The organism is Sulfitobacter sp. HI0129, assembly GCF_001635395.1.
Classification (GTDB): domain Bacteria; phylum Pseudomonadota; class Alphaproteobacteria; order Rhodobacterales; family Rhodobacteraceae; genus Sulfitobacter.
Map to the genome: position 1 here is coordinate 1 of NZ_LWGH01000709.1, position 13,820 is coordinate 13,820.

A 13,820-nucleotide genomic window follows, 5' to 3' on the forward strand; every position below is an offset into this window, starting at 1 on the left:
ACCATGCGGCAGGCAGGCAGTGTCACGGCCCCTTCCGAAGGGTGCTACCGGGTACACACAACCCAAGGCCCGCAGGACTTCGCGAACCGGGAAGAGGCATTGGACCGTCTGGAAGCCATGCTGCGGGAAACTGCCGTGGCGCAGGCTCGCGCCGCCGGTGCGGCGGATATACAGACCACAGCCCGCAGGAACATTCAGGTAGCGGCGGTGGAAAACCGTGAAGTCTTCATCGAGGGAACAATCACCGTCGAAGTCACGGGGCGACCGCGACTGGCCGACTAAAAGAGGTAGGGCAGCGCCCGTTTCCGGGCGCTGCCGTGATGCTTGTCGTTACTCAGCAGCGTTCCGCCGGGGCAGAACCCAATCCGCGCGCGGGAAATGGCAGGTATAGCCATTGGGGATCCGCTGCAGGTAGTCCTGATGCTCCGGCTCCGCTTCCCAGAAATCGCCGACCGGTTCGACCTCGGTCACGACCTTGCCGGGCCAGTTCCCGGACGCTTCGACATCCGCAATGGTATCCAGCGCGGTCTGGCGCTGCTCCTCGTTCTCGTAGTAGATCGCCGAACGATAGCTCATCCCGCGGTCGTTGCCCTGACGGTTCAACGTGGTCGGGTCGTGGATCTGGAAGAACATTTCCAGCAACTCGCGATAGCTGATCACTTCGTTGTCGAAGATCACTTCGATCGCTTCGGCGTGGGTGCCGTGGTTGCGGTAGGTCGCATTGGGGACGTCGCCCCCAGAATATCCGACCCGCGTGGCGTTCACGCCTTTCCTCTTGCGGATCAGATCCTGCATACCCCAGAAACATCCGCCTGCCAGTACTGCACGTTCGCGGCTCATGCTGCGTCCTCCACTTGATCGATATATTCGCCATAGCCTTCCGCTTCCATGTCGTCACGATGGATAAAGCGGAGCGAGGCGGAGTTGATACAATAGCGCAGCCCGCCGCGGTCACGCGGGCCGTCGGGGAACACATGGCCCAGATGACTGTCGCCATGGGTGCTGCGGACTTCCGTGCGCACCATGCCAAGCGAGCTGTCGCGCAACTCGTTTACATGCGCGGGTTCGATGGGCTTGGTAAAGCTGGGCCAGCCGCAGCCGGATTCGTATTTGTCCGCCGAGGCGAACAGAGGCTCGCCGGAGACGATATCAACGTAGATCCCCGGTTCCTTGTTGTTCAGCAATTTGCCCGTACCGGGCCGTTCCGTGCCGCTTTGCTGTGTGACCCGGTATTCTTCTGGGGACAGCGCCGCGATGGCGTCCGCGTCCTTTCGATATTTCGACATCTCGAATCTCCTTGGCAACTCACCCCCATAAGGTGGGACATTTTTGAAATATTCAAAGGTCTGGTAACAGCATTGCAACTTTCGTGATCGAACGCGGATTGGGGAACCGGGCTTTCCCGCTACGCGTTTGCCTCTTACAGCCGCGCTAAAGGAGCCCGGCCAGAATACGCAGGACCCACATGACCCGAGGACGCAACGCCGAAAAACCGACTGAAATTTCCCTGAAAGGCCTGAAAGACGTTGGCTTCCGCCTCAAGGACGAGATCGCCAAGGACCATGTCGGCCTGATTTCCGCTGGCGTGGCATTTTACGCGTTGCTGGCTCTGTTTCCCGCGATCACCGCTCTCGTGGCGCTGGGTGGGCTGGTGTTCGAGCCGGAGCAGGTCGTGTCCCAGATGGAGGGGCTGTCCGGCCTGATGCCTCAACAGGTCAGTGATCTGATCATCGGGCAGGCGGTGAAGGTCGCCGGGTCGCAGCAGGCGGGGCTGGGCCTTGCCGTCGTTCTGGGTATCTTACTGGCGCTTTATTCGGCGTCCAAGGGCATGGGATCGCTCATGGAAGGATTGAATGTCGCCTACGACGAAGAGGAAAAGCGCAATTTCTTCATGTTGAAGCTGCAGACCTATGGGCTGACTGTGGCGCTTATCATCGGTGTCGTCGTCGCATTAGGGGTGCTTGCCGTCCTGCCTGCTGCACTGGCGCTTCTGCAGTTGGGGCCATTGGTGGAATGGGCCGCCCTCGGCCTGTCATGGGTGCTCATGTTCCTTTTCGCACTGACGGGGCTGGCGATCCTCTACCGGTTCGGGCCTTCGCGTGAAAACCCGGAATGGCGCTGGCTGACACCGGGGGCAATCATCGGGGTCGTGGTCTGGACCGTGGCTTCCGTGGGGTTCGGCTTCTACGTTGCGAACTTCGGCTCCTACAATGAAAGCTTCGGCTCGCTCGCTGGTGCGATCGTGCTTTTGATGTGGCTGTGGATCTCGGTCTTCATCGTGATGCTGGGCGCTGAGCTCAACGCCGAACTCGAAGCGCAAACCCGCCGGGATACCACCACGGGACCCGATCAGCCGATGGGCGAACGTGGGGCCCGGAAGGCCGACCATCTGGGCGCCGCGCAGGACTGAGACTTGGCGTCAGACACCACATGCCCTAGCCTTCAGAGCATGACAGATCTCAAGAACGCATACGGCCTGAACGCCCCCGAAGACAGCAAACGCCTCTATGCGGATTGGGCAGGGACCTACGACGAAGGGTTTGCCCAGGCCATGGACTATCGGCTCGCCCGGTTGGTGGCGTTCATCTACGCCGAAGCGGGTGCGGGCGCGTCGCCCCTTCTGGATGTGGGTGCGGGCACCGGGCTGGTCGCGCAGAACATCCCCATTAAAAACGGTATCGAGCTGGATGCGCTGGACCTCTCGGCCGAGATGTTGGAGGCCGCCGCACGGAAAGGTCTTTATCGCAAACTGGTGGAGGCCGATCTGACCCGTCCGCTGCCGCTGGCGGATAACACCTATGGCGCCATCGTCAGCGCGGGGACCTTCACCCATGGCCACGTCGGTCCGGAACCGCTCGATGAGCTTTTGCGGGTAGCACGAAAGGGCGCTGTTTTCGTCCTCGCCATCAATGACAAGCATTTCGAAGGTCACGGGTTCGCGGCGAAATTCGACGCCCTCGCGCCCCGCATTGAAGACGCGGAGTTCCGCAAGGTCCGAATATACGGAGAGGCCGCAACAGGTGATCACAAGGATGACGAAGCGCAGATCGCCGTGTTTCGCAAGGCCTGAGCGGGGGCCGCGTCAGGCCCGGCGCTGGCGCGAAAGCTGAACGGCCAGAATACCGAGCGCGATGATCGTTACCCCCAGCACATCCTGTGCGCCGAGCGATTCAGACAGCAGCAGCGCCGCAATGGCCACGCCGAAAAACGGGTTGAGAAAGTGGAACGTAGCCGCGCGTGTCGCGCCGATACGGTCCACCAGCCAGAACCATACCACCGTCGCCAGCAGACCGGGGACGAGGACGGTATAGGCGAAAGCCAGTATCAGTGGCAGCGAAACGTTCACCCGGGGTGTTTCGAAGGCGAGTGTGGCGAGCGCAAGTGTCACAAATCCCACCAGCATCTGCAGACCGACGATCATGAGGAAGTTTCCACCGGAGGTCAGGCCGCGCACCAAAAGGGTGGCCAAAGTCAGGGCGATTACGCCGATGATACAGAGCAAAAGGCCCAGCATGTCGACGCCGCCGGTAATGCGAGCGCCCATGATGATCGTAACGCCGACAAGACCTGCCGCCAGCCCCACGAGTCCGAGCGGACGCAACCGTTCGCCCATGAGCCACAGTGCGAGAGCGACCAGCAGTGGCATCGTGGACGCGATGATCGCGGCGAGCGATGCCTGAACGGTCTGCATCGCCACGAAGTTCAGCCCGAGGTAAACGGCGTTCTGCAGGATCCCGAAAATGATCGTCCCACGCCATTGTGCCGGGGTCAGCCGCCAGCTTTGGCCGAGCGCCAGCGCGATGCCGACACCCAACAGACCGGAGATAAGGTAACGCAGGGTGAGCGCGGCGAGCGGGCTCGCATCCAGAACGATGATCCGGGCCGACGTGAAGGCCGAGGACCACATGAGCGCAAAGGCCAGGCCCGCAAGTATCGCGCGAATATCCATGGGTCCAACCGCTCACCATTCCATCTGGCGCGACCATTTCCGATTTACGGGGGAGGGGCAAGGGCGCGCAGCGCGCCTAGGTATTCCCGAATGACAGCAAGAGACGACCCCCGTCAGCGGTCAGCGTGTTGTCCAGCGTACCCCCGAGGCTCGAAGCCGCGGCGGCCACGATGGACAGGCCGATACCGGTCGTTTCATTGAGAACTTCGTCGCGGCCCGAACCGATACCATCGTCCGTGGCTTCGAGCAGCAGCCCACCTTCCGCATTGTTCGTCAGGCTGACGCTTATGAGGCCGCTGCGTTCGTTCGGAAAGCCATGTTTGATCGAATTGGCGACGAATTCACTGACGATAACGCCGATGTCCGACGCATTGGCGGAACTCAGGCGGATCTTGTCGCAATGGGAAACGACGGTGATGTTCGGGGGGGCGGAAGCCCCCAGCAGGTTGATGATGCCGGGCAGGTATTCCGCCATGTCCACATCCGCGAGCGCGGTGGAGGATTGCAGCATTTCATGCAGGGTCGACATGGCGTCGATGCGCCGGTTGATGGCCTTGAGCGCTTCGACAGCGTTCGGGTCGTGCACAGTGCGCCCGTACATGCGCACCAGCGAAGCCGTCGTCTGGAGCGAATTCTTCACCCGGTGGTCCATTTCGGACTTCAGGATTTCCTGATCCCGCAGTGCGGCCTTGAGTTCGAGTTGCTTCATCACCTGCCGCGCCAGCACCCGCAGCGTTTCGCGCTGAAGATCGGTCAATTTGCGGGGTTCTCTATCGAGTACGCAAAGCGTTCCGATGGGCAGGCCGTTGGAAGCAACCAAAGGCGCGCCAGCGTAGAAGCGCAGGTTGTCCGGCCCCGTGACGAGCGGATTGTCGGCAGTACGCGCATCCAGCAGAGTGTCGGGAATTTCGAACACGTCGTCCTGAAGGATGGCGTGCGCGCAGATCGACTGATCTATCGGGGTTTCAGACTGGTCGAGGCCGACACGTGCCTTGAACCACTGACGTTCCGTATCGACCAGGGATATCAGCGAAATGGGGACGTCGCAGATCCGGGCGGCAAGCTGCACGATCTCGTCGAATTCAGCCTCTTCGAACGTGTCGAGGATATCGTACCCCTCCAACGTTCGGAGGCGTTCTTCGTTTTGAGGATGAAGATTGGCACGCACCGGGCAGTATTCCTAAATTCTGTTCGATGGGGGCATGAACAACGACCCAAGGATGATTAGGGGCCGTTCCTTACGAACAGGTTGCCGGGCAGTTTTCTGGACGGAGCCGCCGCGGGTCGCGCGACGGCTCCGTGTCAAGGGCTGTAGATCAGCCGTTGACGCTGTCCTTCAGTGCCTTCGCGATCGTCATCTTGACGACCTTGTCAGCGTCTTTCTTGAATTGCTCACCCGTGGCCGGGTTGCGGACCATCCGCTCGGGACGCTCACGGCAATAGATCTTGCCGACGCCGGGCAGGGTAACCGCGCCGCCATTGGACACTTCGCGTGTGATCAGGTTGCAAACCGCATCGAGCGCCGCGCTGGCGGATTTCTTGTCGGTCCCCATTTCATCCGCCAGAGCGGCGACGAGCTGGGTCTTTGTCATTGGTTTTGTAGCCATGGGTGATGGTCTCCTTCTCCGCCCGTACTATGGGGCCTCATGCGCGGAATGTAGCGGCATGTTGTAGCATAACACAACGAATAGTGGCATGACTCGAGGCTGAATCCGCGTTTTTTTGCTGTTTTCCGGTGATTTCAGCAACTCAGAGGAAGGCTGTTTCCTCAAATGAGCGCAATTTCCGGCTATGGATACGCTCCAGCGGGGTGGAGCGCAACAATTCCATCGCCTGTATTCCGATGCGCAAATGGCGGGAAACCTGCGTGCGGTAGAAGTCAGAGGCCATGCCCGGAAGCTTCAATTCGCCATGCAGGGGCTTGTCCGACACGCAAAGCAATGTCCCGTAGGGCACCCGGAAGCGGTAGCCGTTCGCGGCGATGGTCGCACTTTCCATATCCAGCGCGATGGCCCTGCTTTGGCTCAGCCGCTGCACCGGGCCGGACTGGTCGCGCAATTCCCAGTTGCGGTTGTCGATGGTCGCCACGGTGCCGGTTCGCATGATCCGCTTGAGTTCATAGCCTTCCAGCTGGGTGACCTCGGCCACCGATTTTTCCAGCGCGATCTGGATCTCTGCCAGGGCCGGGATGGGGACCCAGACCGGCAGGTCGTCGTCCAGCACGTGATCCTCGCGCAGGTAGGCATGTGCCAGGACGAAATCCCCCAGCGCCTGTGAATTCCGCAACCCGGCGCAATGGCCAACCATGATCCAGGCATGGGGCCGCAGAACCGCGATATGGTCCGTCGCCGTCTTGGCGTTCGACGGGCCGACCCCGATATTCACGAGCGTGATGCCCGAGCCGTCCGCGCGTTTCAGGTGATAGGTCGGCATCTGCGGGCTGCGCAGAGGGTCGGGCAGGGGCGCGTCCCCGTCCGTGATCTCCGCATTGCCGGTCGAGACGAAAGCGGTATAGCCGCTTTCGGGATCACGCAGCATCGCGCGGGCGTATTCTTCGAACTCCGATACGTAGAACTGGTAGTTCGTGAAAAGCACGTGAACCTGAAAATGTTCGGGATCGGTGGCCGTGTAATGCGCCAGACGTGCGAGCGAATAATCGACGCGCTGGGCCGTGAACGGGGCCAGCGGGGCGATGCCATCCGCCGAAGTGAAGGTGCCGTTCACGATATCATCGTTGGTGGTGGACAGGTCGGGCACGTCGAAGACATCGCGCAGTGTGAAGTCCGCGGCACCTTCTTGCGGGACGTTGAGCGCATTGTCATTCGCAACGGCGAAATGCACGGGGATCGGTGTGTCGGACGGGCCGATGATCACGGGTTGCTCGTGATTTTCGATCAGCAACCCGATCTGCTGTATCAGGTAGTGCCGAAAAAGATCGGGCCGGGTGATGGTCGCCGCATAGGTACCGGGGGCCGACACATGGCCAAAGGAAAGGCGGCTGTCCACCCGAGCATAGGACGAGGTTCTGAACCGCACCTCCGGGTAGAAGGCGCGCACGCGGTTTTCGGGCGGGCTGGTCGCCATGGCCTGCGCGAAATGGTCGTGCAGAAAGCGTGTCGCCTGCTGATAGAGTTCCGTCAGACGGTCCACCGCGGCGGAGGCGTCGTGGAAGGCTTCGGCGGAGGGGGAGTCCGGGGTGAGGATGGTCGTCATGACAGCGGCTCCAGTAAGGGCAGGAACTCGAACTTACGCACGTCCACCAGCCCGAGGTCGGATATGCGCAGCTCCGGAATAACGACGAGCGCCAGCAACGAATGCTGCATGTAGGCGTTGTTCAGATCGCAACCGCAGTCCCGCATGGCCTGCATCATCGCCTCTGCGCGCGTGGCGACCTCGTCCGCGGGCCGGTCGGACATCAGGCCGGCGATGGGCAGTTCCACCAATGCCAGTTCCGTCCCGTCGCGGAAGATCACGATGCCGCCGCCGATTTTGCGCAGCCGGTTGGCAGCCAGTGCCATCTGATCCGCATCGGTGCCCACGACGATCATATGGTGGCTGTCATGCGCCACGGTCGAGGCCATGGCCATGCGCCCGCGATAGCCGAAGCCGGAGACGAAGCCGTTCACCACCTTGCCCGTCGCCCGATGCCGTTCGACCAGTGCGATCTGAGCGACCTCCCCGGTGGGCTGGACGCGCCCCTCCGTCACGGGCAGTTCGAATTGCAGGGCCTTTGTGGGTGCCTGATTTTCGACGACACCGATCACGTTGGCCGTGACCGCATTGGCGCCTTCCGGGGCGGCAATATGAAAATCCTCCGCCTTCAGGTCGCGGGCCATGTTGACGGTGGTCCGCGCGTCTTTCGGCCAGTCGTAATGCGGGCAATCGACTTCGCAGACACCGTCCCGGGCCACTATTTGCCCACGCGCCACGACCAGTTCGATGGGCAGCGTCTTCAGGTCGGATGTCAGGATCACGTCGGCGCGACGCCCCGGCGTGAGGGAGCCGATCTCCCGCTCGAGGCCGAAGTGGGTGGCGGTATTGATCGTCGCCATCTGGAGCGCGACCAGCGGATCGCAGCCGCAGTCGATCGCGTGGCGGACCACGCGGTTCATATGGCCTTCGTTGACGAGCGTTCCTGAATGGCAGTCGTCCGTGCAGAGGATCATGTTCCGCGAATCCAGACCTTTTTCGGTGATCGCGGTGATCTGGCTTTCGACATCGTACCACGCACTTCCAAGGCGGATCATGGCCCGCATGCCCTGCCGCATCCGCGCGATGGCGTCAGCTTCGCAGGTGCCTTCGTGATCGTCCGCCGGCCCGCCTGCGACATAGGCGGCAAAGGCCGGTCCCAGATCGGGGGAGGCATAGTGCCCGCCGACGGTCTTGCCCGCACGTTGCGTTTCCGCGATCTCGGCCAGCATCTTCGGGTCTGCGGAGGCCACGCCGGGAAAGTTCATCATCTCGCCCAGCCCGACGATCCCGGGCCATGTCATCGCCTCTGCCACGTCGTCGGCGGTGATTTCGTAGCCGGTGGTTTCCAGCCCCGGCGCGGAAGGCGCGCAGGAGGGCATCTGCGTGAAGATATTGACGGGCTGCATCAGCGCCTCGTTATGCATCATGCGCACACCGTCGAGCCCCAGCACATTGGCAATCTCATGGGGGTCGGTGAACATGGATGTCGTGCCGTGGGGGATGACCGCCCGGGCAAATTCCGCCGGGGTCAGCATGCCGCTTTCGATGTGCATATGCGCGTCGCAAAGACCGGGGACCATGTAGCGGCCCCGGGCCTCGATAATCCGGGTGTCCGCTCCGCGGCAGTGATCCGCCTTGGGTCCGACAAAGGCGATGCGCCCGGCAATGATGGCGATGTCATGATCGGGCAGGGTTTCGCGCGTGTGCACGTTGACCCAGGTTCCGCCGGTAATGATTGTGTCCGCCGGGGCGCGGCCCGCGGCGACGTTGATCAGTCGCGCGGCTACGTCCGGCCATGTGGGAAAGGTATCTTGCGTCATGTCGCAAAGGATCAAACTTCGCACCGGCGTGCAAGGGGGTCCCCGCCATTCTTCGGAACGGGCCATGCGAAGGGTTTCTTGAAACTGTTACACGGGGCGTGCAGAAGAAGCGTATGGATATCGTCATCTTTCACAATCCGGCTTGCGGCACGTCCCGCAATGTCCTGCAGATCATCCGTGACGCGGGATATGAGCCGACGGTCGTTCCCTATCTCGAAACCGGCTGGACACGTCCGCAATTGCTTGCCCTGTTCGCGGCGGCTGAACTGACACCGCGCACTGCCCTGCGCACGACCAAGAGCCCGGCTGCGGACCTCGGCCTGCTGGACGAGAATGTGAGCGACGACGCTCTGCTCGACGCGATGGTGGAACATCCTGTGCTGGTCAATCGGCCGATCGTGGCCTGTCCGCGCGGCGTTCGGCTTTGCCGCCCGTCGGAGGCGGTGCTCGATCTGCTGCCGGAATGGCCTGCGGGACCCTATACCAAGGAAGACGGATCCCTGCTGATCGATGCTGAGGGCAACCGCGTCGAGGGCTGAGCCGGCTGGTTCATAGTTGATACGGATGCATTCCGCGCGGATCGCTCTGAAACGCCGTGACCTCGGCTTTCAGCCACGCGGCGAAGATCTGCGCGCTTTGCATGGTCTGCGCCTGAGGGGAGCGGATGAGGTAGTAGGTTTCCTGCATGAGCGAGCGATGCGCGAAGGGGGCCACCAGCATTCCGCGGGCGATAGCATCGGCTGCGATGGCGTCATGTGCCAACGCCAGCCCCCCGCCGTGCATCGCGACGGCAAGCGGCACAGAATAGGTCGTGGCATAGGTGACTGGCGGATCCGGCCAGTGAAGCCCCTGTTCCTCTGCCCAGACGGCCCAAGTGCCGAGCATGCTGGAACAATCGTAAAGAGGATGGGCGGCAAGCTCCGTAAGGCTGACAGCGTAGCCCGGCGCGCAGACCGGATAGTAATGGTCGCGGTGGAGCGGTTCCGCCCCGACGCTGTCAGACGGGCGCACCGAATAGCGGATTTCCAGATCAGCCCCTTCGGCCATGTTTCGCGGCTCCCACAGCTCTGTCGAGATATCGAGCTGGATGTCGGGATGCAGGGCGCGAAACCGCGCCAGCCGCGGGGCGAGCCACTGGATGCAGAAAGTCAGGTTGCATTGAACGCGTAGCACGTCTTCCGTTTGCCGGGTAATCGCGCGCGTCCCCTGTCGCAATGTGCGGAAGGCATCCCGCACGACCGGAAGATAGGAAATGCCGGTCTGGGTCAGCTCCAGCGCGCGGGTTCTGCGGTAAAAGAGCGGTCGGCCCAGATGCGCTTCGAGAGACTTGATCTGCTGGCTGACGGCGCTTTGCGTCATATTCAGATCCCCCGCCGCACCGGTGAAGGACAGATGCCGCGCCGCAGCCTCAAAACTGCGGAGCCAGTTCAACGGGGGGAGCCTGTCGCCTGTCATAACTTATCCATTAGCACAGCTTATGGCGCGGTGCAGATTTTTTCGTTGGTCAAACGAGCCCGCGCTGCGCGACGCTGAGGCCATCAAGGGAGCGCGCGATGGATCAGCGACATAACATGGAACACTGGCCCGAGCGGGTCGATCTGGCGGCGGCGTTTCGCTGGACAGCCCGGCTCGACATGCACGAAGGGGTGGCCAACCACTTCTCGCTCGCCGTTAATGACGCCGGCACGAGGTTTCTGATGAATCCCAACCAGATGCATTTCGCCCGTATCAAGGCGAGCGATCTGCTGCTGGTGGATGCCGAGGACCCGGAAACGCTGAAAGGCCCCGATGCGCCGGATCCGACGGCCTGGGGCCTCCATGGCGGGGTGCACCGGGCCTGCCCCCATGCGCGATGCGTCATGCATGTCCATTCTATCCACGCCACGGTGCTTGCCTGCCTGCAGGACAGCCGCCTGCCGCCGATCGATCAGAACTGCTGTACGTTCTACGACCGCATCGTGATCGACGAGCACTACGGCGGGCTGGCCTTCGAGGACGAGGGCGCGCGCTGTGCCGCGCTGCTAACCGATCCGCGCAAGAAAGTGATGGTGATGGGCAGCCACGGGATCCTCGTGATCGGGGACAGCGTCGCGGATACGTTCAACCGGCTCTATTACTTCGAGCGCGCGGCGGAGACCTATATCCGCGCTCTCCAGACCGGGCAGCCGTTGCGGCGTATTCCCGATGAGATCGCCGAAAAGACCGCCCGCGAACTGGAGGCTTACCCGGAACAGGATACCCGGCACCTAGCTGAGCTGAAGGCGATCCTCGACTCCGAAGGCGCGGATTACGCCGCATAAAACCGCTGCAAAGCAGGCAGACAGAACGCGGGCACCGCCCTGCGCCGAAAGGAAAACCGCATGATATACGGGCTGACCGAAGAGAACCTCATGATTGCCGAGACGGTGCGCCGTTTCGTCGAAAAGGAGATCTATCCCCATGAGGAACTGGTCGAACGGACGGGCGAGGTGCCGCAGGAGATTGCCGAGGAGATCAAGCGCAAGACCATCGAGGTTGGCTTTTATGCCTGCAACTTCCCCGAAAGCGTCGGCGGCGCGGGGCTCAACCATCTGGAGTTCGCGCTGGTGGAGCGGGAATTGGGGCGCGGGTCCATGGCGCTCAACCATTTCTTCGGGCGACCCCAGAACATCCTGATGGCCTGCGAGGGCGAGCAGGTCGAACGCTACCTTCTCCCCGCCGTGCAGGGGGAGCGGATGGATGCGCTGGCCATGACCGAACCCGGTGCGGGGTCGGATGTTCGCGGCATGAAATGCGCGGCGACAAGAGATGGCGGCGACTGGGTGGTCAACGGCACCAAACACTTCATCTCGGGTGCGGATCATGCGGATTTCATCATCGTCTTCATCGCAACCGGCGAAGACGAGACACCGAAAGGGCCGAAAAAGCGCATTACCGCCTTTCTGGTAGACCGGGGCACCCCGGGCTTCACCATCCGCGAAGGTTACAAATCGGTCAGTCACCGCGGCTACAAGAACATGATCCTCGAGTTCGATGACTGTCGCGTGCCGGATGCGCAGGTTCTGGGCGAGGTCGATGGCGGCTTCGAGGTGATGAACACATGGCTCTATGCCACCCGGATCACGGTGGCCGCCATGTCCGTGGGTCGGGCGCGCCGGGTGTTCGATTATGCGCTGGACTACGCCGCCACGCGGGAGCAGTTCGGCCAGAAAATCGGCAAGTTCCAGGGGGTCAGCTTTCAGCTGGCCGACATGATCACAGAGATCGACGCTGCGGATCTTCTGACGCTCGCGGCGGCCGACAGGTTGGACAGACAGCTCCCGGCGAACCGGGAAATCGCTTCGGCGAAGCTCTATGCGTCGGAGATGCTGGCGCGGGTGACGGATGCGGCGATCCAGTTGCATGGCGGCATGGGCCTGATGGACGATTATCCGCTGGAACGGTTCTGGCGCGATGCGCGGGTCGAACGGATCTGGGACGGCACCAGCGAAATCCAGCGCCATATCATCAGCCGCGATCTTCTGCGGGCGCTCGGTGCCTGATCGGCGGCTGCATCTGACGCAAGCGGCAGGCGGGGGGCCAGCCCCCCGGCGCCAGGGCGCCGCCCCCCGAAGTATTTCGGATCATGAGAAGGGGAGGGCGCGGATCGGGGTTAATCCTTTCTCAAGCTTTCGGCAGCCAGACTGGAATGGCGGTACAGGCGGAAGCGCCGTTGGCCGCATCGTGAGAAGCCCCCTGCCTCCCTCGGTCGGCAGGGGGTGGACCAGGACATGGTATGGTCCGCTGCTGGCGGCGCGGGGTGTGGCAATCTTCGGGCCCGCCGGGGGCGGTCATGCGTAGTCTGGATCGTCTGTTTCGCCCGCGGCGCATCGCTGTCGTGGGGGGCGGGGCCTGGGGCGCGCAGATCGTGCGGCAATCGCGATTGATGGGCTTTGCCGGCGAGATCGACATCGTTCATCCGAAGGCGGAGAGCGTCGAGGGGATCGCGCCCGTTCGCAGCCTTGCCGAATTGCCGGCGGTTCCCGACGCGGTATTCGTCGGCGTGAACCGCAGAGCCAGCATCGAAATGGTGCGCGCCCTGTCGGCCATGGGGGCGGGGGGCGCTGTTTGTTTCGCTTCCGGTTTTTCCGAAGCGCTGGCGGAGGACGCGGGTGCCGCGGACCTTCAGGCCGAGCTTGTCGCGGCGGCGGGGGAAATGCCCATCCTCGGACCCAACTGCTATGGTTTCGTGAATGCGCTGGACGGGGCGCTTCTGTGGCCCGATCAGCACGGATGTACCCGAGTGGACCGGGGGGTGGCGATCCTGACCCAGTCATCGAACATCGCGATAAACCTGACGATGCAGCGGCGGGGATTGCCGATTGCCTATGCGGTGACATGCGGAAACATGGCGCAGACACGTCAGGCGGAAATCGCAGAGGCTCTGCTCGACGACCCGCGTGTCACGGCGATCGGTCTGCATATAGAAGGGTTCGGGGACACGGCTCTTTGGCATCGGCTGGTGTTGAAGGCAGCGGAACGCGGCGTACCGCTTGTGGCGCTGAAAGTCGGGCTTTCGGATCAGGCGCGGCAGGCGACCGTCTCCCACACGGCATCGTTGGCCGGGGGCGACGCGGGGGCGGGGGCCTTGCTGGAGCGGCTCGCCATTCCTCGGGTGCGCGATCTGCCCACCCTGCTGGAGACACTGAAGATATTCCACACCGTGGGACGGCTGCCTTCGGCGACACTCTCTTCGGTCTCCTGCTCCGGCGGGGAGGCAAGCCTTGCGGCGGACGGGGCGGTTGGCCGCTCGCTGACCTTTCCGCCGCTCACCACTACGCAGCGTGACACACTTTCGGATGTCTTGGGGCCTATGGTCGCGCTCTCCAACCCGTTGGACT

14 protein-coding genes and 1 pseudogene are annotated in these 13,820 nt (G+C 62.6%); 7 read left to right on the forward strand and 8 right to left on the reverse strand.

What is annotated here, in order from left to right; translation table 11 throughout:
* A pseudogene (locus A3764_RS25300) lies at positions 1–282 on the forward strand (hydantoinase/oxoprolinase family protein); the annotation flags it as partial.
* Positions 283–330: 48 nt separating this feature from the next.
* Here A3764_RS25300 and msrA read toward each other — a convergent pair.
* Together msrA and msrB are read right to left on the reverse strand one after the other, a co-directional pair.
* Positions 331–840 carry a peptide-methionine (S)-S-oxide reductase MsrA gene (gene msrA / locus A3764_RS17730; RefSeq protein ID WP_067921350.1) on the reverse strand — a complete coding sequence of 170 codons (510 nt, stop codon included), beginning with the start codon at positions 838–840 and terminating at the stop codon, positions 331–333.
* Positions 837–1,286, reverse strand: coding sequence for a peptide-methionine (R)-S-oxide reductase MsrB (gene msrB, locus A3764_RS17735; RefSeq protein WP_067921348.1), 450 nt, complete (start codon positions 1,284–1,286; stop codon positions 837–839). The genes msrA and msrB overlap by 4 nt, the downstream gene beginning before the upstream one ends.
* A 179-nt stretch (positions 1,287–1,465) precedes the next feature.
* Here msrB and A3764_RS17740 point away from each other — a divergent pair, with 179 nt between their 5' ends.
* On the forward strand, positions 1,466–2,410 hold the full coding sequence (locus A3764_RS17740; protein ID WP_067921346.1) for a YihY/virulence factor BrkB family protein: 945 nt from the start codon (positions 1,466–1,468) through the stop codon (positions 2,408–2,410).
* 39 nt (positions 2,411–2,449) lie between these two features.
* Positions 2,450–3,070, forward strand: a complete 621-nt coding sequence (locus A3764_RS17745; RefSeq protein ID WP_067921344.1) for a class I SAM-dependent DNA methyltransferase — start codon at positions 2,450–2,452, stop codon at positions 3,068–3,070.
* 12 nt (positions 3,071–3,082) lie between these two features.
* On the opposite strand, the gene A3764_RS17750 is transcribed toward A3764_RS17745, so the two are convergent.
* The 5 genes from A3764_RS17750 to ade all read right to left on the reverse strand — a co-directional run bounded on the left by A3764_RS17750 (position 3,083) and on the right by ade (position 8,961).
* Positions 3,083–3,949 (reverse strand): DMT family transporter, encoded by an 867-nt coding sequence (locus A3764_RS17750; protein ID WP_067921342.1) that lies wholly within the window; start codon positions 3,947–3,949, stop codon positions 3,083–3,085.
* A 76-nt stretch (positions 3,950–4,025) separates the two neighbouring features.
* A complete protein-coding gene (locus tag A3764_RS17755; RefSeq protein WP_067921340.1) occupies positions 4,026–5,117 on the reverse strand; it encodes a sensor histidine kinase in 1,092 nt (363 codons plus the stop codon).
* A gap of 148 nt (positions 5,118–5,265) precedes the next feature.
* The gene (locus A3764_RS17760) at positions 5,266–5,556 is read right to left on the reverse strand and encodes an HU family DNA-binding protein (protein WP_082851178.1); all 291 of its coding nucleotides are present in this window, start codon (positions 5,554–5,556) and stop codon (positions 5,266–5,268) included.
* Between the two features lie 142 nt (positions 5,557–5,698).
* The gene (locus A3764_RS17765) at positions 5,699–7,162 is read right to left on the reverse strand and encodes an AMP nucleosidase (protein ID WP_067921336.1); all 1,464 of its coding nucleotides are present in this window, start codon (positions 7,160–7,162) and stop codon (positions 5,699–5,701) included.
* Positions 7,159–8,961, reverse strand: coding sequence for an adenine deaminase (gene ade, locus A3764_RS17770; protein WP_067921384.1), 1,803 nt, complete (start codon positions 8,959–8,961; stop codon positions 7,159–7,161). Before ade ends, A3764_RS17765 begins: the two co-directional genes overlap by 4 nt.
* Before the next feature lie 113 nt (positions 8,962–9,074).
* On the opposite strand from ade, the gene arsC reads away from it, so the two are divergent.
* Positions 9,075–9,500 (forward strand): arsenate reductase (glutaredoxin), encoded by a 426-nt coding sequence (arsC, locus tag A3764_RS17775; protein ID WP_067921334.1) that lies wholly within the window; start codon positions 9,075–9,077, stop codon positions 9,498–9,500.
* A 10-nt stretch (positions 9,501–9,510) separates the two neighbouring features.
* On the opposite strand, the gene A3764_RS17780 is transcribed toward arsC, so the two are convergent.
* The gene (locus A3764_RS17780; RefSeq protein WP_330220263.1) at positions 9,511–10,392 is read right to left on the reverse strand and encodes a LysR substrate-binding domain-containing protein; all 882 of its coding nucleotides are present in this window, start codon (positions 10,390–10,392) and stop codon (positions 9,511–9,513) included.
* Between the two features lie 122 nt (positions 10,393–10,514).
* Here A3764_RS17780 and A3764_RS17785 point away from each other — a divergent pair, with 122 nt between their 5' ends.
* The 3 genes from A3764_RS17785 to A3764_RS17795 form a co-directional block, all read left to right on the forward strand.
* Positions 10,515–11,261 (forward strand): class II aldolase and adducin N-terminal domain-containing protein, encoded by a 747-nt coding sequence (locus tag A3764_RS17785; RefSeq protein WP_067921331.1) that lies wholly within the window; start codon positions 10,515–10,517, stop codon positions 11,259–11,261.
* A 60-nt stretch (positions 11,262–11,321) separates the two neighbouring features.
* On the forward strand, positions 11,322–12,482 hold the full coding sequence (locus A3764_RS17790) for an acyl-CoA dehydrogenase family protein (protein ID WP_067921330.1): 1,161 nt from the start codon (positions 11,322–11,324) through the stop codon (positions 12,480–12,482).
* Between the two features lie 290 nt (positions 12,483–12,772).
* The coding region (locus A3764_RS17795; protein ID WP_150122274.1) for a CoA-binding protein at positions 12,773–13,820 on the forward strand (1,048 nt) is incomplete at its 3' end.

Excerpts from the sequence above, each read along its gene's own strand:
- msrA (WP_067921350.1), bottom strand. The coding sequence starts at position 840 with ATGAGCCGCGAACGTGCAGTACTGGCAGGCGGATGTTTCTGGGGTATG.
- msrB (WP_067921348.1), bottom strand. The coding sequence starts at position 1,286 with ATGTCGAAATATCGAAAGGACGCGGACGCCATCGCGGCGCTGTCCCCA.
- A3764_RS17740 (WP_067921346.1), top strand. The coding sequence starts at position 1,466 with ATGACCCGAGGACGCAACGCCGAAAAACCGACTGAAATTTCCCTGAAA.
- A3764_RS17745 (WP_067921344.1), top strand. The coding sequence starts at position 2,450 with ATGACAGATCTCAAGAACGCATACGGCCTGAACGCCCCCGAAGACAGC.
- A3764_RS17750 (WP_067921342.1), bottom strand. The coding sequence starts at position 3,949 with ATGGATATTCGCGCGATACTTGCGGGCCTGGCCTTTGCGCTCATGTGG.
- A3764_RS17760 (WP_082851178.1), bottom strand. The coding sequence starts at position 5,556 with ATGGCTACAAAACCAATGACAAAGACCCAGCTCGTCGCCGCTCTGGCG.
- A3764_RS17765 (WP_067921336.1), bottom strand. The coding sequence starts at position 7,162 with ATGACGACCATCCTCACCCCGGACTCCCCCTCCGCCGAAGCCTTCCAC.
- ade (WP_067921384.1), bottom strand. The coding sequence starts at position 8,961 with ATGACGCAAGATACCTTTCCCACATGGCCGGACGTAGCCGCGCGACTG.
- arsC (WP_067921334.1), top strand. The coding sequence starts at position 9,075 with ATGGATATCGTCATCTTTCACAATCCGGCTTGCGGCACGTCCCGCAAT.
- A3764_RS17785 (WP_067921331.1), top strand. The coding sequence starts at position 10,515 with ATGGATCAGCGACATAACATGGAACACTGGCCCGAGCGGGTCGATCTG.
- A3764_RS17790 (WP_067921330.1), top strand. The coding sequence starts at position 11,322 with ATGATATACGGGCTGACCGAAGAGAACCTCATGATTGCCGAGACGGTG.